The sequence below is a fragment of the Pelagibacterium flavum genome (assembly GCF_025854335.1).
Taxonomy (GTDB): Bacteria; Pseudomonadota; Alphaproteobacteria; order Rhizobiales; family Devosiaceae; genus Pelagibacterium; species Pelagibacterium flavum.
In genome coordinates this window covers 1,171,174-1,189,054 of sequence record NZ_CP107716.1, presented here as the reverse complement: position 1 = coordinate 1,189,054, position 17,881 = coordinate 1,171,174, and the positions used below count along the sequence as shown (strand labels likewise).

14 protein-coding genes are annotated in these 17,881 nt (G+C 60.2%); 5 read left to right on the top strand and 9 right to left on the bottom strand.

Translation table 11 applies throughout. The features are described 5' to 3' along the window. Window positions 1–5: 5 nt before the first annotated feature. The 6 genes from mce to OF122_RS05810 all read right to left on the bottom strand — a co-directional run bounded on the left by mce (window position 6) and on the right by OF122_RS05810 (window position 9,022). Window positions 6–431, bottom strand: coding sequence for a methylmalonyl-CoA epimerase (mce, locus tag OF122_RS05835; protein ID WP_264226870.1), 426 nt, complete (start codon window positions 429–431; stop codon window positions 6–8). Further along, window positions 428–2,545 carry a methylmalonyl-CoA mutase gene (gene scpA / locus OF122_RS05830; protein WP_264226869.1) on the bottom strand — a complete coding sequence of 706 codons (2,118 nt, stop codon included), beginning with the start codon at window positions 2,543–2,545 and terminating at the stop codon, window positions 428–430. Before scpA ends, mce begins: the two co-directional genes overlap by 4 nt. After that, complete coding sequence (locus OF122_RS05825; protein ID WP_264226868.1) at window positions 2,545–4,545, bottom strand: acetyl-CoA carboxylase biotin carboxylase subunit; 2,001 nt, start codon at window positions 4,543–4,545, stop codon at window positions 2,545–2,547. Before OF122_RS05825 ends, scpA begins: the two co-directional genes overlap by 1 nt. 11 nt (window positions 4,546–4,556) lie before the next feature. Next, window positions 4,557–6,089, bottom strand: coding sequence for an acyl-CoA carboxylase subunit beta (locus tag OF122_RS05820; protein ID WP_264226867.1), 1,533 nt, complete (start codon window positions 6,087–6,089; stop codon window positions 4,557–4,559). A 114-nt stretch (window positions 6,090–6,203) separates the two neighbouring features. Next, on the bottom strand, window positions 6,204–7,193 hold the full coding sequence (locus tag OF122_RS05815) for an MDR family oxidoreductase (RefSeq protein WP_264226866.1): 990 nt from the start codon (window positions 7,191–7,193) through the stop codon (window positions 6,204–6,206). Between the two features lie 71 nt (window positions 7,194–7,264). Continuing rightward, on the bottom strand, window positions 7,265–9,022 hold the full coding sequence (locus OF122_RS05810; RefSeq protein WP_264226865.1) for a hypothetical protein: 1,758 nt from the start codon (window positions 9,020–9,022) through the stop codon (window positions 7,265–7,267). Window positions 9,023–9,301: 279 nt separating this feature from the next. Here OF122_RS05810 and OF122_RS05805 point away from each other — a divergent pair, with 279 nt between their 5' ends. From OF122_RS05805 to OF122_RS05790, 4 genes are all read left to right on the top strand, one after another. After that, window positions 9,302–9,751, top strand: a complete 450-nt coding sequence (locus OF122_RS05805; protein WP_264226864.1) for a response regulator — start codon at window positions 9,302–9,304, stop codon at window positions 9,749–9,751. Between the two features lie 482 nt (window positions 9,752–10,233). Next, window positions 10,234–10,431, top strand: a complete 198-nt coding sequence (locus OF122_RS05800) for a hypothetical protein (protein WP_264226863.1) — start codon at window positions 10,234–10,236, stop codon at window positions 10,429–10,431. Window positions 10,432–10,673: 242 nt separating this feature from the next. Next, on the top strand, window positions 10,674–11,480 hold the full coding sequence (gene otsB / locus OF122_RS05795) for a trehalose-phosphatase (protein ID WP_264226862.1): 807 nt from the start codon (window positions 10,674–10,676) through the stop codon (window positions 11,478–11,480). Further along, on the top strand, window positions 11,477–13,006 hold the full coding sequence (locus OF122_RS05790; RefSeq protein ID WP_264226861.1) for an alpha,alpha-trehalose-phosphate synthase (UDP-forming): 1,530 nt from the start codon (window positions 11,477–11,479) through the stop codon (window positions 13,004–13,006). The genes otsB and OF122_RS05790 overlap by 4 nt, the downstream gene beginning before the upstream one ends. 60 nt (window positions 13,007–13,066) lie before the next feature. On the opposite strand, the gene OF122_RS05785 is transcribed toward OF122_RS05790, so the two are convergent. The 3 genes from OF122_RS05785 to OF122_RS05775 form a co-directional block, all read right to left on the bottom strand. Continuing rightward, entirely contained in the window at window positions 13,067–14,017 is a 951-nt protein-coding gene (locus OF122_RS05785) for a substrate-binding domain-containing protein (protein WP_264226860.1), read from the bottom strand. A gap of 81 nt (window positions 14,018–14,098) precedes the next feature. Beyond that, on the bottom strand, window positions 14,099–15,130 hold the full coding sequence (locus OF122_RS05780) for an ABC transporter permease (protein WP_264226859.1): 1,032 nt from the start codon (window positions 15,128–15,130) through the stop codon (window positions 14,099–14,101). After that, window positions 15,111–16,646 carry a sugar ABC transporter ATP-binding protein gene (locus OF122_RS05775; RefSeq protein ID WP_264226858.1) on the bottom strand — a complete coding sequence of 512 codons (1,536 nt, stop codon included), beginning with the start codon at window positions 16,644–16,646 and terminating at the stop codon, window positions 15,111–15,113. Before OF122_RS05775 ends, OF122_RS05780 begins: the two co-directional genes overlap by 20 nt. A 207-nt stretch (window positions 16,647–16,853) precedes the next feature. Here OF122_RS05775 and OF122_RS05770 point away from each other — a divergent pair, with 207 nt between their 5' ends. Further along, the gene (locus OF122_RS05770) at window positions 16,854–17,879 is read left to right on the top strand and encodes a LacI family DNA-binding transcriptional regulator (protein ID WP_264226857.1); all 1,026 of its coding nucleotides are present in this window, start codon (window positions 16,854–16,856) and stop codon (window positions 17,877–17,879) included. Window positions 17,880–17,881 lie beyond the last annotated feature (2 nt).

The following is a 17,881-nucleotide window of genomic DNA, read 5'->3' as shown; positions in this document are numbered from 1 at the left end:
TTCTGTTAGGCGGGCCCGAACTCGGGCTTGACCTCCTCCAGCTCGATCAGCGTTCCGTCGAAATCCTTGGGGTGGAGAAAAACCACCGGCAATCCATGCGCACCGATTTTGGGCTCTCCATCGCCGAGCACCCGTGCCCCGCCTTCGATCAGCCGCCGCACCGCCGCGCTCACATCGGCAACTTCATAGCAGATGTGGTGCATGCCGCCGTCGGGATTGCGCTCTAGGAAAGCGGCGATGGGCGAGGCGTCCCCAAGCGGTTCGAGCAGTTCAACCTTGGTGTTACCAGTCTCCACGAACACCACCCGCACGCCATGTTCGGGCAGTTCCTGAACGCCCGAAACGCTGGCGCCCAGCATCTCGCGATACCGGCGTGCTGCCGCCTCGAGATCGGGCACCGCGATGGCGATATGGTTGACCCGCCCGATCATCGGTTGCTCAACCTGCCCTCAATCGCATTGAGTACCGAATAGGCCGCATCGAGCACATTGGTGCCCGGCCCGAAAATGTCGAGCACGCCAGCCTCGCGCAAAAATTCATAATCGGTGCTGGGAATGACGCCGCCGACCACAACGGCCACATCCTTCAGACCCCGTTCCCTCAGCGCGGCGATCAGTTCAGGAACCAGCGTCTTATGCCCCGCCGCCAGTGACGAAACGCCCACTGCGTCAACCCCGAGTTCTTCGGCATGGGCCGCCACTTCGTGCGGCGTTTCAAAAAGCGAGCCCATATGCACGACGAAGCCCAAATCGGCGAAGGCGGTCGCGATCACCTTGGCGCCGCGATCATGGCCGTCCTGGCCCATCTTGGCGATAAAGACTGACGGCGCGCGGCCATGGGAGGTCTTGAACCCTTTAATGCGCCGCACAGCCTCCTCATATTGCGGATCACCGGCATAACTTTGCGAATAAACCCCCGACAGCACCCGCGTGGTCGCGTCGTAGCGGCCGAACACATCCTCCATGGCTTGGGAGATTTCGCCCAGCGTGGCGCGGGCCCGCGCCGCGGCCACGGCGGCGTCGAGCAGATTGCCCTCGTCCATCGCCGCATATTCGCGCAACGCGTCCAGTGCCGATTGGCAGCGGGCTTCATCGCGCGTGCGGCGAATGGCTTCAAGCCGGGCGATCTGCCCGGCTCGCACTTTGGCGTTGTCGACTTCCAACGTCTCTATGGCGTCCTCTGTGTCAAGCCTGTATCGATTGACACCAACGATGACCTCCTCGCCGCGATCGATCGCTGCCTGGCGGATGGCCGCTGCCTTTTCGATGGCCAGCTTGGGGTCGCCCGATTGCACCGCCTTGGTCATACCGCCCTGCGTTTCGACCTCGTCGATAAGAGCCTGCGCTTTTTCGACAAGCTGACGCGTAAGTTCCTCGACATAATAGGACCCGCCCAGCGGATCGACCACATCGGTGATCTTTGTTTCATGCTGCAGGATAAGCTGGGTGTTTCGCGCTATGCGCGAGGAGGTTTCCGACGGCAGCGCAATGGCTTCATCGAACGAATTGGTGTGCAGGCTCTGCGTCCCTCCCAACACCGCCGCCAGCGCCTCATAAGCCGTGCGCACGACATTGTTGTAGGGATCCTGCTCGGTGAGCGAGACGCCCGAGGTCTGGCAATGGGTGCGCAGCATCTTCGAGCGTGGATCGGTGGCGCCCAGATCGGTCATGATCTTGGACCAGAGCGTGCGCGCCGCCCTAAGCTTTGCCACCTCGACAAAGAAATTCATTCCGATGCCGAAAAAGAACGACAGCCGCCCGGCAAATTTGTCGATATCGAGCCCGCGCGCCTGCGCCGCTCGCACATAATCCATGCCATCGGCCAGCGTATAGGCAAGCTCCTGAATCGCCGTCGCCCCAGCTTCGTGCATGTGATAGCCCGAAATCGAGATCGAGTTGAATTTCGGCATATGCTCGGCCGCATAAGCGATGATATCGCCCACGATCCGCATGGAGGGCTCTGGTGGGTAGATATAGGTGTTGCGGACCATGAATTCCTTTAAAATGTCGTTCTGAATGGTCCCTGACAGTTTTTCGGGCGGCACGCCCTGCTCTTCAGCCGCAACGATAAACATGGCCAGAACCGGGATCACCGCCCCGTTCATGGTCATCGATACACTCATCTCGTCGAGCGGAATGCCGTCGAACAGCAGCTTCATGTCCTCGACGGAGTCAATAGCCACGCCTGCCTTGCCCACGTCGCCGACAACGCGCGGATGATCGGAATCGTACCCCCGATGCGTTGCGAGATCGAAAGCGACCGATAGCCCCTTCTGCCCACGCTCCAGCGCCCGTCGATAGAACCGATTGCTCTCCTCGGCGGTCGAAAACCCCGCATACTGCCGGATGGTCCAGGGCCGGTTGGCATACATCGTCGCCCGCACACCGCGCGTGAACGGCTCGACGCCGGGGATGGAACCATCCTCGCCCAGATAGACCGGCTCGACCGCGAGCCCGCCATAGTCGCGGCGAAGGCTGTCGAGCGGGGCATCGCGCAGTTCCGCACTGGCGATATGGAACCAGATGTCGCGCGGAGATTTGCCCATCACACGGCCTCAAATTCCATGATGACCGCATCGACGGCCAGCACGTCTCCTGCCACGGCCTTGAGGCTGGCGACCCGGGCCCTGCGCTCGGCACGCAGGACATTTTCCATCTTCATAGCTTCGACGATGGCCAGGGGCTGGCCCTCCTCGACGACATCGCCCTCCGCCACATCCAGACGCACGATTTGTCCCGGCATCGGACACAAGAGGAACTGGCTCATGTCAGGGGGCGTCTTTTTTACCATGTGCCGCATCAGATCGGCCACATGCGGCATCACCACCTTGGCGACAATATCGGCCCCGCGATAGCGCATGCGGAAGCCCGAGGTCACCCGGTCCATTTTGACATGCAGCGTGCGGCCATCGATTTCCGTAGCCGTCAGGCTCGCACCCGGCTGCCAACCATCCTCGATCAGAAGGGGTTGGCCGTCGTCGGTCATCAGGACAAAGGATTCATCGGACTTCGGAATGGAGAAATCCCAACGCATGTCACCGATCAGGACGCTGCGCTCCGCGATCACATGCCCGCTGCTGATGGGCTCGGGTTCGATGAAACCGCGCGTTTCGAGCTGAAAACTGGCGCGGCAGGCAAGCGCCGCCAGCGTCAGCAACGTATCGTCATCGAGCACGACGCCGGTAAACCCGTCAGGAAATTCATCGTCGATGTAATTGGTTGAAAGCAATCCTTCGCGGAAGCGCTGTTGCTGGGTTACCGCCGAGAGAAACGGGATGTTGTTGCCGATCCCGTCGATTTCGAACTGATCCAGCGCCACCGCCAGCCCGTCTATCGCGGCAACACGATCCGGTGCCCAGGTCACAAGCTTTGCCACCATCGGGTCGTAGTAAGGGCTGATTTCGCCGCCCTCCTCGACGCCGGTATCATTGCGCACGACAAGATGGGCCGACGCCTCGGCAGCAGGCGGGCGATAGCGCTTGAGACGCCCCGTCGAGGGCAGAAAATTGCGATAGGGATCTTCGGCGTAAATTCGCGCCTCCACGGCCCAGCCTTCCAGCCGCACATCTTCCTGAGCCCAGCGCAACGCTTCACCGTCCGCAATGCGTATCATTTCCTCGACCAGATCGAGGCCGGTCACCAGTTCAGTCACCGGGTGTTCGACCTGCAGGCGCGTGTTCATTTCGAGAAAATAGAAATTTCGGTCCTTATCGACGATGAACTCGACGGTCCCGGCGCTCACGTAGTTGACGGCCCTGGCCAAAGCGACGGCCTGTGCACCCATTTTTTCGCGCGTCCGGGAATCGAGAAACGGCGAAGGAGCCTCCTCGATCACCTTCTGGTTGCGGCGCTGAATGGAACATTCGCGCTCGCCCAGATGAATGCAATTGCCCAGCCCATCGGCCAGCACCTGAATCTCGATGTGGCGCGGCTCCTCGATATATTTCTCAATGAAAATCCGATCGTCGCCAAACGACGCCGCCGCCTCCGATTTCGAGCGCTCGAAGGCTTCCTTCACATCCGCATCCGAGCGTGCAATCCGCATCCCCTTGCCGCCGCCCCCGGCCGAAGCCTTTATCATCACCGGATAGCCGATGGACTTGGCGATTTTCGCCGCTTCGGCGGCATCCGCGATCAGCCCCATATGGCCCGGAACCGTCGAAACCCCCGCTTCCGCGGCGATCTTTTTGGAGGTGATCTTGTCCCCCATCGCCTCGATGGCCTTGACCGGCGGCCCGATGAAATAGATTCCCTCCTGCCGCAGGCGTTCGGCAAAGGCCGGGTTTTCAGACAGGAACCCGTACCCCGGATGCACTGCCACGGCGCCGGTCTGCTGGCATGCGGCGACGATTTTTTCGATAGCGAGATAGCTTTGCGATGCGGGAGCCGGACCGATATGGACGGCCTCATCGGCCATCCGCACATGCAACGCATCCCTATCGGCGTCCGAATAAACCGCGACTGTCGCGATACCCATCTTTTTCGCCGTATCGATCACCCGGCAGGCGATCTCCCCGCGATTGGCTATGAGGATTTTGGAGAACATCTAGACAGACCTCACAGCGGAATATTCCCATGCTTCTTGATCGGCACATGCGCCTGCTTGTGTTTTAGGCTCTCGAACGCCCGCGCCACGCGGCGGCGCGTGTTGTGGGGCATGATGACGTCGTCGATGAAGCCGCGCTCGGCGGCGACGAAGGGGTTGGCGAACCGATCCTCATATTCCCTGGTCCGCGCCGCGATCTTGTCGGCATCGTCCAGTTCCGAGCGATAGAGAATTTCGGTTGCGCCCTTGGCGCCCATCACAGCGATTTCCGCGCTCGGCCAGGCGTAATTCACATCGGCGCGGATGTGTTTTGAGCTCATCACGTCATAGGCCCCGCCATAGGCTTTTCGCGTAATGACAGTCACCTTGGGCACCGTCGCCTCGGCATAGGCGAACAACAGCTTGGCACCGTGCTTGATGATGCCGCCATATTCCTGCGCAACGCCGGGCAGAAAGCCCGGCACGTCCACGAAGGTCAGGATGGGAATATCGAAGCTGTCGCAGAAACGGATGAACCGGGCGGCCTTTTTCGATGCATTGATGTCGAGGCACCCCGCAAGCACCATGGGCTGATTGGCGACCACCCCGACGCTCTGTCCGTTGAGCCGAATGAAGCCGATCAGGATATTGCCAGCATGATCCTTCTGGAGTTCGAGGAACTCGCCTTCGTCCGCCACCTTCTCGATCACTTCGCGCATATCATAGGGCATATTGGCGTTGGCCGGGATCAGGGTATCAAGGCTGTCCTCGCGCCGGTCGATCTGGTCGTTCGTCGCAACCCGTGGCGCTTTTTCGCGCGCCGAGAGCGGCAGAAAATCGAACAGTCGCCGCACTTCGAGCAGCGTTTCGATATCGTTTTCGAACGCCGCATCGGCCACCGAAGAAATCTTGGTGTGGGTCGACGCTCCGCCCAGTTCCTCATGGGTCACGCTTTCATTGGTCACCGTCTTGACCACGTCCGGTCCGGTCACGAACATGTAGCTCGTGTCTTTTACCATGTAGATGAAATCGGTCATGGCGGGAGAATAGACCGCCCCGCCTGCGCACGGCCCCATAATGACCGATATCTGAGGCACTGCGCCCGAAGCCTGCACATTGCGCCAGAAGACTTCCGCATAACCACCGAGCGAAGCCACGCCCTCCTGGATGCGCGCGCCGCCGGAATCGTTGAGCCCGATCACCGGCGCACCATTCTGAACGGCGAGATCCATGATCTTGCAGATCTTCTGGGCATGGGTTTCCGATAGCGAACCGCCAAACACCGTAAAATCCTGGGAAAACACGTAGGTCAGCCGTCCGTTGATCGTGCCCCAGCCCGTCACAACGCCGTCACCGGGGATGATCTGCTCGGCCATCCCGAAATCGCGGGTGCGGTGGGTGACGAACATGTCGTATTCTTCAAAGCTGCCCGGATCGAGCAGCACGTCGAGCCGCTCGCGGGCCGTCAGCTTGCCCTTGGAATGCTGAGCCTCAATGCGCCGGGCACCCCCGCCCTGCCGCGCATGTTCACGCTTTTCCTCGAGCGCATCGATAACATCCTGCATCAAGTCCTCCGGCAAATACCCCGATACCCTATAGCGATTTGGCAAAATTTCGAGAAACTTTCGCGGCCCATTTCGCAACCCGCAAAGTTTTATCTTGCCAACACTTAAGGCAATTTACCCCTTGGGCGACACGATCACCCGCCCTCTAACCTTGCCGGCCAGAATGTCTTTGGAAGCCGCGGGCAGGTCCTCAAGGCCCACTTCGCGCACCATCCGTTCGTAAACGCCGAAACCGAACAGCGTCGAAAGCCTGTCCCATGCCGCCATGCGCGCTTCGAAGCGCTGCATGACACTGTCGATCCCGGCCAGCGTCACACCACGCAGAATGAACGGAATGACGCTCCCATCCCACGCATCGCCTGCCGCCAGCCCGACCGCTGCAACGCAGCCGCCCGTGTGAATTTGCTTGAGCATCTCGCCCAGTGGCGCTCCGCCCACACTGTCGACCGCGCCGATCCAGCGTGTCGCGAGCAGCTTTTTGGAACTCGGCGCAAGAACGTCGCGACCGACCACTTCGGTAGCCCCAAGGGCCCGCAGATCGTCGGTCAGGTCTTTCCGTCCGGTCATGGCGTGAACTTTGTAGCCAAGTCGCGCCAGCAGCAGCACCGCCATCGACCCCACGCCGCCGCCGGCTCCAGTCACCAGAATGTCGCCATCGCCGGGCTTTATTCCTTCTGATTTGAGCCTGTTGACCGCCAGCATCGCCGTTAGCCCGGCCGTGCCCAGCACCATTGCATCGCGCGTTGAAATTTCCTTGGGCAAGGGCACCAGCCAATCGGCATTCACCCGCGCGCGGGTCGCAAATCCACCCCAGTGCCATTCCCCGACACGCCATCCGGTCAAGACCACTGCCTGCCCAGGGTGATAGCGCTCATCGGTGCTCTCGATCACCCGTCCGGCAAAATCGACGCCCCCGATATGGGGGTATTCGCGAACGAGACCGCCGATTCCCGAAAGCGCCATGCCGTCCTTGTAATTGAATCCCGCCCAGTCGATGCCCACCAGAACATTGCCCTGAGGCAGCCTTGCCTCGTCCAACTCGGCAATCCGCGATGCGATCTTGCCGTCCTCTCCCTTCTCGGTCACCAGTGCTCTAAAACTCATGGCGCCACCTCCCGGCATTATCTCACAGTGATTTGCCGGGCGCGTCCAGTCGCAATCGGGGCCGCGCGTGATCAGAAGGGATGGGCCAGCCGGTCGAGTGGTACACCTGCGCTGATGATCCCGCTCGAAATCGTGCGCAACAGGTCCGGGTCGAGCACATGCTGCCGGAGCGCCGGCATAATGCCCAGCCGCCGGAAGCGCTGACTGGCCAGAAGCCTGGGCAAGTAAGCGTTGATGATGTCCGCGTCCCGCAACTGTCCCCCCGCCGCAACCATGACGGCCGTTCCCAAATCGGGAACCGCCGAAACCATGCGCTCGCCAACAGCCGCTGCGTAGGCGTAGTCGCCCCCACGCATGGCCCATAGTGTGGGGACGATCGAGTAGAAATCGGGTGGGTTGACCTCAACGGACAGAGCTCGCTGCGACAGGGCACGCGCCGCCTGCCAATTGCCGTTTAGACTTTCAACATAGGCATAGTCCGCCAGCACATCGACCATGGCGGGGTTGAGCTGCATCGCCGTGTTGTAGTCGTTACGCGCTCCCTCTACGTCGCCCGCAAGATAGGCGACATAGGCCCGAAGCGCCCAGATGAACCCATTTGTCGAGTCCATGTCGATTGCCTGTTGAGCAAGTTCGCGCGCCCGCTGCACAAGCGCGGAGCCCTCGGCAGTATCGGTACCCGTCCGCCACCCGCGGTCCGCCGTCAGCAACGCCAGAATGGCCGCGCCCTCCGATATGCCTTCGGTCATTGCCCGACGGGCGCACCGCTCAAGTGCTGAAACATTGAAACCGGTTCGCTGCTCGCGAAACATCGAGTAGGCGACAAGGCACGGATAGGGTTCCAGCACCAGATCGTCTTCCGCCATGCGGGCCGCAATCCAGCTTCGCGCCGATTTGTGCAGCGGGCCGCGCGGGCTGCCAAGCCTGAGCGAAAACTCTTCCGAAACATCCTGCAAATTCATATCGGGAGCCCCATCGTCCAGGGGCACCTCCACTTCAAAAGTGGCAACAACCGAGCGCGACGGGACGTTCTGCAACAGAATTGAATAGAGAATGCCGCCTGGCGATCGACGGGCCACGCCCGAAAGCACGTAGACCCCGCCATTTCCCCGCTCCACCTCGCCGGGGTCAGCTTGGGGCCCGCCATAGCGCGCCGAAAGATCGGAGAACTGGTTTATGTCAGTGACAAGTTCAAGCGCCAGCCCGGCAACGAGCGGCGTACTGCGCTGGTCATCGGTCAGGTTTTCGAAATCCTCGACGAAGACCAGTGGCATGGTCGGCTGAACAACGCCGGGCCGCGACGAGGTGCGCTGACCGAGCTCGGGCCAGAAATAGAGAGAGGCAAGGAGCAAAAGAGCCGCGGCGGCGCCCGCCACCCATATTGATCGCGATGGCGCTTGCGGCGGTCGGGAAACAGCTCCATCCCTGGCGATATCGGATTGCTCCCCCCCGTCGCTACCGATGACCGCGGCGCCCTCGCGCGGAACGAATTGGGGAACATAACGGCCAACCGGCAGGACGATCCGTGTGGGTGCCGTGCCCAGTCCGGAACTGTCGAATTCTTCGATCAGGCCGCGCAACCGGCGTGCCTGGACCCGCACGATTGGGTCCGATTGTGGATCGAAATTTTCATCTCGCCCGAAGACATCCACGGCAATGGAATAGGCTTTTACCGAATCTGATTGCCCCGCGAGGGCGGCGTCCACGATATAGGTGAGGAACGCAGAGAGCCTTGGAGAGCGCGCCATGGGCGGCCATGCCAGAAGCTCGTCGAGCGCTTGGCGAATGGCTGCCTGCTCGTCTTCTGCGTATACCCTCCCCTCAGGCATGCGCTCCTCCTTTGGGCAACACTAGACTTGCGCGTTTTACATGTAAATCGGCAATCCTTTTACCGTCTGTTACGGGCGATAACCTTTCGGTCGCGCGAAGAATTGAGCATATGCCCCTCATCGCAGCCACCATGTGTCGCTTTTTGAACGCTTGGCAGCGCGATTGGACGACGTTTCTTGGCGGAGAGACGCCGGTTTTTTCGATCGACGTATTATTTTGAAGCCGGCCAGAACGCATTTGCGACTGGCCGTTTCGCTTTGATTTTCTGGTTGAGGCCAATGACGAGCAATGCAGCGCTCGAGCCGTTTTTCGTGCTCGTTGATGATCATATCCATTCCGCGCGCCTGATGCGCAGGGCAATGCAGATGAATGCTTCACCTGCGCGCGTCGTCTGGATTGGCAATGCCGGCCGGGCCGAGCGTACGCTGACCCGCCTTCTGCGCGGTCCTGCGGCGCAGCGGCCCAACATGGTGATCGTGGACCTCAAGTCGCACAGTGGCGCATCGGCGGCGTTCATTTCCCGGATCGGGAACCTCGCTGCTTCCGCGAACGTTCCGGTCGCAGCCATTACAGGCACTGGAGCCGACGAAAGTCGCCAGGTGCTCCTCAAAAGCGGTGCCGACGCTGTGTTCGCCCGCCATCACGATCTGACCGCCTATCGGGCGGAGATGGTGAAAATAATAGATTTCTGGGTGCGGGAAACCGTGACCTGGCCCATTCGGGCGTAGCCACCGCGTCCCCGGCTACGTTCGATAGGGAGGAATGTACTCCTTAATGCGTCCCCCAAGGAACGTGTTTGCATTCATTCCTCCCGCCTTTTCCGGCCTCTGGCCAAAAGCGTTCATCGCGGCTTGTCCCTCCCTCGCCGCGATTGAGAAGACCGGCGGACCTGCGTCCTCGTTTCGCCGGCCTTCACGGGGAGAGGGGCATGCTTAAGTCTGCCGGCCGGCACTTGCCGCACCTCTCCCCACCTTTTCCACCACCCTCTCGCACCCCCAATAGCCTTTTTTGCAGGGCTAACCGGTTGTTTTAGAAGGGATTGGCAACGCTCGAACCGGCACAGCTCTGCCTGTTTTGTTTCAATCTGTTAACAAAGACTTGCCAGACGGTTTCGTCTCAAGCATTCTCCCCTCTTGTATGCGGCGTTAACTTTCCGGAAAGTTCTGCGGATTGGTCCGCGCCTTTTCCGGACATGTGCGGGGAGGCCACCATGATGACCACGCCACGCCTCGTCAGTCTGACCGCGCTTGCGGCCAGCCTGTTCATCGTCATCTTGACGATTACTCAAGCCAATGGATTGACGGCAACGCCCGGGATGGACGTTACAAATGCTGCCTGCATCGAAACAGGTGTTTCGTCCGATTGCCCGGTATCGGGATCACTCGTTCAGGCCGTTGTCCATCGCTGACAAGATTACGCCCTGGCCGGGGCATCCCTGGCCAGGCACCCAGCTTCACTTGTGACATGTTGCGCTCGCGACTAGCCGGTATGCGTTGCTGGCTGTTGCGTCGACGCACAACCTCGGCAAGGCTTGTATCCGTCCGATCACGGGATCGATGCTTCGATACAAATTCCCAGTGACCCGGAACCCTATGCCCGCTGAGGCATTGAATTGATGGAGCGAACCGTAACAACCAAGCCCCGGAGATTATGCAAAACCCGGTTTCCGCTATCCTGTCCGCCAATTCGGGCCCGGTAGCGATATTCACCGATTTCGACGGCACCCTCGTTGAGATCGCCTCACACCCGGACGCAATCATCGTTCCCGATGACCTGCCTGCCCGGCTCCGTTCCCTGTATTCCGCGCTCGACGGTGCTCTTGCCGTTGTTACAGGCCGGACCATCAAAACGATCGACGGTTTCCTTCCTGCCCAGGAGTTCTCGGTTTCCGGCAGCCATGGCGCCGAATACCGCCATGAAGGAAAACTGCACGGTCCCCCACCCAACCTCGTTTCCGCTGCGCATATCCTCACCAGCCGCGTTTCCGATACATTGGACGGGCAGGAAGGCATCCTCATTGAACCCAAGCCCACCGGCGTTGCCGTCCACTATCGCTCGGCCCCGGAAAAAGGCGCCATGGCCAGCGCGGCGCTCGCCCGCGCCCTTCAAGGCCATCCCGATTTCCACGCGATAGCCGGAAAAATGGTCGTTGAAGCGCGCCCCCTGTCGGCCAACAAGGGAGCTGCGCTTGAACACTTGATGCAGGTTAAGCCCTTTGCAGGCCGGACGCCGGTTTTCATCGGTGACGACGTCACCGACGAGGACGGTTTCGCGGCCGCCGAGCGCCTTGGCGGGTTCGGTGTCAGGATCGGCGAGCCGGCCGAGACCCGCGCCCGGTTCGTCCTGCCCGACATCGCTTCGCTCCTGAGCTATTTCGATGCCCTGATCGAGAGGGAACCAAACGCCGCCGCATCCGATTTTGCGGATCAAAGACTCCAGGAAAGCAGGATCAGATGAGCCGCCTCATTGTTGTTTCAAATCGAATTCCCGGAAAAGCCCCAGCAGCGGGCGGTCTTGCCGTCGCGCTGAAAAAAACACTCTCGGCGAGAGATGGTTTCTGGTTTGGATGGTCCGGAGCGTTCGCCGAAACCCCCAGCCGGGACGCCAAGTTCGAGACCATCGACGGGCTGCAGATCGGCTCGATCGATCTGACAAAATCCGATCACCAGAGCTATTACGCCGGGTTTTCCAATTCGATCCTCTGGCCGGCCTTCCATCTGCGGCTTGACCTCACCGATATCCACTCGCACTGGTACGAAGGCTATCGCCGGGTCAATGTTCAGTTTGCCGAGGCCATCGCAAAGCACATCCAGCCCGACGACATCATCTGGGTGCACGATTATCATCTGATCCCGCTGGCCACCGAGCTGCGCCGGCGCAATATCCGCAACAAGATCGGGTTCTATCTCCACATCCCGTTCCCCACGCCTGATGCGCTCAACGCCATTCCCCACCACGAGGAATTGTTGACCGACCTCTTGGCCTACGATCTCGTCGGGTTCCAGGCACAGCGCGACGTCGCCGCCTTCAACGAATTCATTGCCCATGAGGAAATGTACCGTCAGGCTGGTGGCACACCCTTCGAAATCGAGATGGGAAACACCACCCTTGATGCGTTCCCCATTGGGTCGGACCCCGAAGCTTTTGCCAAACTGGCGGCCAGCCCCAACGCTCAGAAAATGTACAAACGCGTCGAGCGCTCCATGAATGGCCGCGCCATGATCCTGGGTGTCGACCGGCTCGATTATTCCAAGGGCCTGCCCCAGCGTGTCCAGGCCTATGAAAAGCTGCTGGAAAACAACGCCAACCTTCGGCGTGCCGTGCACATGATCCAGATCGCCCCACCCTCGCGCGACACGATCAAGGAATATCAGGTGATCTCTGACGAGCTGGATTCCGCCGTCGGACGATTGACCGGGCGCTTTGCCGAACCTGACTGGTTGCCCATTACCTATGTCAAGCGCGCCTACTCCCAGGCTTCGCTGGCCGGGCTCTATCGGCTTGCGCGTGTGGGGCTGGTGACACCACTGCGCGATGGCATGAACCTGGTGGCACACGAATATGTGGCCTCCCAGAACCCGGAAAATCCCGGCGTTCTCGTCCTTTCCCGCTTTGCGGGAGCGGCGGAAATCTTTCACGACGCGCTCATCATCAATCCCTTCGATACCGACGAAACCGCAGAGGCCATGCGCCTCGCGATCGCCATGCCGCTCGAAGAGCGCAAGGAGCGCTGGGAAAGCCTGATGAAGGTGGCGCAGACCTATGACATCGATAACTGGGCCAACAACTACCTCGCCGCCTTGACCGGCGATACGCAATCGGCCGTCGTTGACGACCAGGACCCCGACGGCGACCGGAACGGTAAAACCGACCTGCTCCCCCGCTCGGGCACGCTTGGCCGCCCCGCGACAATGTCTCTCGAGCAACGCGCACCACGCCTGTCACTGTTACCGTGGCTGCGCTCGGTCTTTTCCGGCACATAAACACAAAAAGGGCGGCTCGAAAGCCGCCCTCTCTTTTTGCACGACGGGAGGAAGTGCAGATCAGAACGTCGAATCCGGGAAATAGTAGTCCTCGGCGTTCTCAGGCGTAATCAGCGGCGCGCCCAGAATATATTCGCCCGAAACCGGACCGTTCGAGGTGAAGTGGTTGACGGTCACATCCATGGCCGTCGCGATCATCGCGGGCGGATAGAGAACGTCGACCGGAACCAGTTCCGAGCCCTCCATCACCATCTGGATGATTTCCTTCATGCCGGCACCGCCGACGATGAACAATTCGTCCTCGCGGCCCGCCTGGCGCACAGCCTCGATAACGCCGAGCGCGATATCGTCGTCCTGGGCCCAGACCCCATCGATGTCCGGGAAGCGCGACAGGAAGTCCTGCATCACCTCGAACCCGTCATCGCGGTTCCAGTTTGCGTACTGATTGTCCAGAACATTGATGCCCGAGCCTTCGATGGTTTCCATGAAAGCGTTGAAGCGTTCGTCATCGATAACCGTCGGAATGCCGCGCAGGATGACGATGTTGTCGCCCTCGCCGAGCCGCGAAAGGAAGTATTCGCCCGAAACCGTTCCCAGCGCGGTGTTGTTGCCCGCGACGTAAACGTCCTCGATGCCTTCCTGGGACAACCCGCGGTCGACGACCGTTACAAAGACGCCCGATTCCTTGACCATGCGCACCGGATCAGTGAGCGGCTCGGATTCGAACGGCAGCACGACCAGCGCGTCGATCTGGTGGATCGAAATCAGATCCTCGAGATCGTTGGCCTGCTGTGCCGGACCGTCTGCGGCAATCAGGATGATGTCGATATCGGGATTGGCTTCCTCGATCCGGTTCATAGCCTGTTCGGCGTGCCAGTTAAGCCCGCCCGCCCAGCCATGGGTAGCCGCCGGAATGGAAACGCCAATCTTGATTTCCTGTGCCGCTATGGCGGTCACGCCCAGCGCAACGCTGCACAGGGCAGCGCCGGCGATGAGTTTGAGTGTTCGCATGATAGTCCTCCTTGGTTGTGTTGCGCGCCTCTCCTCAAGGCACTGCCCCCGCCGGCATTTGTTTTGGCGCCGGTTGGAATTTTATCCCCTGGTCTTCCGGAAAATATTGAGATGACCGAGATTGCCGCGCTGCAGCCAGACAGCGGCGATAATGATGACGCCCTGCACTGCACCGTTGAGATAATTCGAGATGATATCGGTGAGGTTCAAAATATTGCCGATGGTCGTGAGCATGATCGCGCCGATCACCGTGCCCCCGATCCGGCCGTAACCACCCTTGAGCATGGTGCCGCCGATAATGACCGCAGCAATCGCTTCAAGCTCCCATAATACGCCCGTCGATGACGACGCCGAGCCCAGGCGCGGAACATAGATGATCGTGGCAATCGAGACGCAAAGCCCCTGGATGACATAGGTCAGTGTCTTCACACGGTCGACATTGATCGCCGAATAGCGGGCCACAGTCTCGTTGGATCCAATCGCCATGCAATAGCGTCCAAACGCCGTGCGGTTGAGTAGCACCCAGCCCAGAACGGCGACCACGGCAAAGACCACCACCGGAACGGGAATGCCCAGCAGGCTGCCGTAATAGACGGGGCGGTACGCGTCGCGGATATCAAAGGCCAGCGACAACGTTCCGCCATCAGCAAAGTAGGTCACCAGTGAGCGAAATATCCCCATCGTGCCCAGCGTGACGATGAAGGCCTCGATCTTGCCCTTGGTGGTCATGAAGCCATTGAGAAAGCCAGCAGCCAGCCCGAGCAGCACCGAGGCAGCACAACCGAGCAGAACAGTCGGTATGCCAGTTCCGAGCGTCTCTATCGCTGCGTTCATGACGATGATCATCACGCCCGAAATCACCGCCGCCATGGACCCGACCGAAAGATCGATCCCGCCCGCGGTGATGACGAAGGTCGCCCCGACGGCAATAATCCCGATAAAGGCCGACCGGGTCAGGAGGTTGGAGATATTGCCCTCCGAGGCGAACGCCGAATTGAGCGCGAAACCCAATATGCACAGCGCAATCAGCGCCACGAGCGGCCCGAAGGTGTGATAATCGATCCTGAACCGCTTTTTGGCCGGCTTCACCCCTTCATGCGCTTGCGCGGTCATCGTCCGATTCTCCCTTTAGCCCAGCGGCATAGCGCATGATTTCTCCCTCTTTGATTTCCGCGCCTTCGAGCGTGCCCATGCGGCGCCCTTCGCGCATCACCACAACCCGGTGCGAAAGCCCGATCACTTCCTGCATCTCGGATGAGACCACGATGATCGATTTGCCCTCTTTGGCGAGCGCGGCGATGATGTGATAGATTTGTTGCTTGGTGCCGACATCGATCCCCCGCGTCGGCTCGTCGATAATGACGATTTCCGGCTCGCTTTCCATGGCCTTGCCCAGCATCAGTTTCTGCTGATTGCCGCCCGAAAGCTGGCCAACGCGAACCGAAGCGTCACGCGCCCTGATATCGAAGCGGCGCGTCGCCCGCTCCATGGCCTCGACTTCACTGGCTTCATCGAGAAAGCCATTCTTGAGGTGACGCTTGAGCGTTAGAAGCGTCAGGTTCGATTGCAGCCCGACATTGAGCAGCAATCCCTTTCCCTTGCGGTCCTTGGTCATATAGACCAGCCCTGCGTCGATGGCCTGGCCGATCGAGGAAAATGCCACGGGCTCGCCCCTGAGCCTCACCGTTCCGCCGGTTTTTTCCGTCAGACCAACGATAGCTTCCATGACCGCAGTGCGGCCCGACCCGATCAGCCCGGCAAAACCCAAAATCTCGCCGCGCCGCAGCGCAAAGCTGACGCCGCGCACCCCCGGCGCCGTCAAACCCTCGACGTCGAGAATCACCGGAGCGTCGACATCGGGCTCGTGCTTGGGCGGATAAAGGTTGGACAATTCGCGCCCCACCATCATCTCGGCAATCGCGTCCGGTGTAAGGTCACCGGTCTCGACCGTCGCGATCAACTGCCCGTCGCGCAGTACGGTAATGCGGTCCGACAGCGCCATAACCTCGTCGAGCTTGTGGGAGATAAAGACGATGGCCACGCCCTTGGATTTCAGACGCCGCACCTGCTCGAAAAAAATGTCGGTTTCAGCCGATGTCAAAACGGCCGTCGGCTCGTCCATGATGAGCACCCGCGCATCACGGCTTATCGCCTTGGCGATTTCAACCATCTGTTTGTCGGCGACCGAAAGGGTATTGATACGGGCATTTGGGTCGATGGCGACATGAAGACCGTCGAGAATCCGTTGCGCCTCGGCCAGCATGTCCTTGCGGCGCAAGAAACCGAACCGCACCCATTCCCGGCCCAGAAAAATGCTCTCGGCCACGGTCAGGTGCTCGGCAAGATTGAGCTCCTGATGAATAACGACGATGCCCAGGGACGCGCTTTCGCCATTGGAGGGAAGGCGAATCGGCTCTCCATCGAGCACGATAGTGCCCGAGGTCGGCTGCTCGATGCCCGAAAGTATCTTGATGAGCGTGGACTTGCCCGCACCGTTCTCCCCGATCAGCGCGTGAACTTCGCCTTCACGAACGTCGAAATCGATACTGAACAGAACCGGCACTTCTCCAAAACTCTTGGAAACTCTGCTGGCTGCTAGAATATGTGGCGCACTGGCGCTTTCGGCCATTCACCAGTCCTCCCCCGATCTCCCTACCGGCCGAGCGGCCAGCATCTCCAATTGTCGAGTTGTGTAAACCTTTTCATTTGGCATGTAAAGGTTTACACAGACGTAGATGTGTATAAACCATAGCGTCGGGATTGAGGTGGCTGGAGCGTTTCCGGCATGCCTTGAATGGCCGTGCTTTACAGGGAAAGCATCGGCAGGGGGAGAGCCTTGAGCGCGGTCAAACCAGCAACGATCGAGGATGTTGCACTGATCGCTGGCGTATCGATCGCCACGGTATCACGCGCACTCAACGAACCGGGCAAAGTCGCCGATTCCACGCGCCGCCGGGTTATCGAAGCCGTTGCGCAAACCGGCTATACGACCAATGCCATGGCACGCAATCTGCGCACCCGGCGTTCGCATATGATCCTCATTTTGGCGCCGGACGTTGGCGATCCCAACTTTTCCAACATCCTGGTGGGTCTTGAAACCGAAGCGTCCAAGCGCGGCTATGGTGTCCTGATCGGCAACACACAGAACGATCCCGTTCGGGAAACCGATTATCTGCGCTTCATCTCTTCCAACCAGGCCGATGGCATCATCTTGCTGACCGGGCATCTGCCCTTCGGCCTCGTCGACAATCAGCCCGGCGTGCGGCTTCCGCCCATGGTGGCGATCAACGAGCCGATCCCCAATTCCGACATTCCCTTTGTCGGTGTCGACAACGTGGAAGGCGCCCGCGTTGCCACCGACCACCTGATCAGCCAGGGCCATCGCGAAATCGCGTTCATCGGCCAATCTTCTGGCCGGACCGTCGCCCAATTGCGCGAGCAAGGCTTTCGCACAGCCCTCGCAGCGGCCGGCATATCTGTCCAATCTAGCTTCGTGCTCGAAGCCGATGGAACCACCGAAAGCGGACGCGCGGCGGCCGAACGCATGTTCGTGCGCGACAAGCTTCCGACCGCCTTTTTCTGCGTCAACGACGCCACCGCATTGGGCGTATTGATCGCGCTCACCGCGCGCGGCTACGATCTGCCTCGCGAATTCTCGGTTATGGGCTTTGACGACATTTCCTTTGCCAGTTTCGTAACACCCTCGCTAACGACCATGAAACAGCCCCGCCTCAGAATCGGCGAGGCCAGCATGGACCTGCTGCTTGAAATGCTGGAAGGTGAAAGACCAGCAAGACGCGAAATCCTTCTGCGCTCCGAACTTATTCTGCGCAATTCGGTCGCTCTGCGTCGACCAGCCTGAAG

Bases quoted from the DNA above. Each gene is read 5' to 3' on its own strand.
- mce (WP_264226870.1), bottom strand. From the start codon at position 431: ATGATCGGGCGGGTCAACCATATCGCCATCGCGGTGCCCGATCTCGAG.
- scpA (WP_264226869.1), bottom strand. From the start codon at position 2,545: ATGGGCAAATCTCCGCGCGACATCTGGTTCCATATCGCCAGTGCGGAA.
- OF122_RS05825 (WP_264226868.1), bottom strand. From the start codon at position 4,545: ATGTTCTCCAAAATCCTCATAGCCAATCGCGGGGAGATCGCCTGCCGG.
- OF122_RS05820 (WP_264226867.1), bottom strand. From the start codon at position 6,089: ATGCAGGATGTTATCGATGCGCTCGAGGAAAAGCGTGAACATGCGCGG.
- OF122_RS05815 (WP_264226866.1), bottom strand. From the start codon at position 7,193: ATGAGTTTTAGAGCACTGGTGACCGAGAAGGGAGAGGACGGCAAGATC.
- OF122_RS05810 (WP_264226865.1), bottom strand. From the start codon at position 9,022: ATGCCTGAGGGGAGGGTATACGCAGAAGACGAGCAGGCAGCCATTCGC.
- OF122_RS05805 (WP_264226864.1), top strand. From the start codon at position 9,302: ATGACGAGCAATGCAGCGCTCGAGCCGTTTTTCGTGCTCGTTGATGAT.
- OF122_RS05800 (WP_264226863.1), top strand. From the start codon at position 10,234: ATGATGACCACGCCACGCCTCGTCAGTCTGACCGCGCTTGCGGCCAGC.
- otsB (WP_264226862.1), top strand. From the start codon at position 10,674: ATGCAAAACCCGGTTTCCGCTATCCTGTCCGCCAATTCGGGCCCGGTA.
- OF122_RS05790 (WP_264226861.1), top strand. From the start codon at position 11,477: ATGAGCCGCCTCATTGTTGTTTCAAATCGAATTCCCGGAAAAGCCCCA.
- OF122_RS05785 (WP_264226860.1), bottom strand. From the start codon at position 14,017: ATGCGAACACTCAAACTCATCGCCGGCGCTGCCCTGTGCAGCGTTGCG.
- OF122_RS05780 (WP_264226859.1), bottom strand. From the start codon at position 15,130: ATGACCGCGCAAGCGCATGAAGGGGTGAAGCCGGCCAAAAAGCGGTTC.
- OF122_RS05775 (WP_264226858.1), bottom strand. From the start codon at position 16,646: ATGGCCGAAAGCGCCAGTGCGCCACATATTCTAGCAGCCAGCAGAGTT.